1 protein-coding gene is annotated in these 1,528 nt (G+C 41.4%); it reads left to right on the top strand.

Annotated features, from left to right (window positions below):
* Positions 1-92: 92 nt before the first annotated feature.
* Entirely contained in the window at positions 93-1,454 is a 1,362-nt protein-coding gene (locus K1I44_RS14935) for an IS1182 family transposase (protein WP_219986626.1), read from the top strand.
* The last annotated feature ends 74 nt before the right edge of the window (positions 1,455-1,528 follow it).

Genomic DNA, 1,528 nt, shown 5'->3' with positions numbered 1-1,528 from the left:
CAGACTGTTGAAAAACGATTTTGTCAAGGACAAAATCGTTTTTCTTTTGTTAATATGTTAAAGGAAAACTATGAAGAAGGAGAGGTAGAAGTATGTACCGTCCTTTCTCCAAGTCAGAATTGAAAAAGAACAGAAAAGCGTATGAAAAAATGTACGACAAACGTCATTTACTTGTTCAAATCGATAAAGTGATGGATTGGGATTACGTGTACTCCTTATTAAAACCGTTTTATTCAGAGGACAAAGGTCGTCCATCCCTTGATCCTTTGATGTTAGTAAAAATTTTGATCATTCAATATGTTGAAGGGTTTCGTTCTGTTCGTTTCACTTGTAAACAAATTGACCAACATATCACGTACCGATGGTTTCTAGGTCTTTCCATGGACGCTTCTGCTCCATGTCACTCCAGCGTTTCAAAATTTTTGCGCCATCGCGTCGATCCGAAAACATGGGAAGCATTATTTGAATATGTACTCTTACAGATTAAAAAAGAAGGCTTCTTATCCCCAGAAACATGGGCTTCAGATGAAACCGAGTTGAAAGCCAATGCGAACAAACGGAAACGCGTGAAAGTGGTTCGAAAAGTGGTGGAGAAGGAAGATGAGTACGTGTTACAGCTCGTAAATAAAAAGCGCTTACAACACGACAAAAAACCTTTAGATCCAAAACCACCGAAAGAGGTAGAGAAAGAAGTGATTTGCAGTACCACAGATCCCGATGCAGGGCTATCCGTCAAACATGATCCAAGAGGTTTATTTGCTTACCATGATCATCGGATTGTCGACACACTACACAATTTCATTCTGGATGCCTACGTCACATCGGCAAATGTGCCAGGACATCGTGTGCTCATTGAACGCATCGACCGAGTCAAACAACGGGTCGGTTATACACCGGAAAATATCGTATTAGACGCAGGCTATTATAATGCACGTCTTGGACGAGAGCTCGAAGACAAAGGGATCCATGCCTATGTTTCTTATCGCCGATTTCATCGAAAGGAACATTCAAAATGTCGTTCCAGTCAATTCCGTTTAGTGAAGGAAGACGTCTATGTTTGCCCTTGTGGAGTAAAATTTCTCTATTCCACATCTACTCGATCGGGGTATCATGAATACAAACCTGATGTCAAAGGCAGTTGTGCGAATTGCCCTGCGGCGAACGGAAAAGGCGATCGCGTCTTTCGAGTCTCCGTTCATCAAGAGGTTTACCAACAAATGAAAAAACGTCGACTATCTGAAAAAGGGAAAGTTTTTCGCCTTGTTCGCCCTGCGACCATTGAACGAAGCTTTGCAGAAAGTAAAGAACTCCACGGACTTCGTTTTGCACGATACCGCGGAGTTCCATACGTACAGATTCAGGTTTGGATCACCGCCATGATCCAAAACCTCAAGAAGTGGACCAAGTTACGATCCCTTCAATCACATGGTATAGATTTAAGTTACCACAAATAAGGAAAAAAGAAAAGAAGAAAAAATTCACGAGGAAAGTGAACTTTTTCTTGACTCCCCACTTTTTCAACACTTTG

The organism is Anoxybacillus sp. ST4, from assembly GCF_019448545.1.
Lineage (GTDB): Bacteria > Bacillota > Bacilli > Bacillales > Anoxybacillaceae > Anoxybacillus > Anoxybacillus pushchinoensis.
This window is presented reverse-complemented; position numbering and strand designations above follow the sequence as displayed.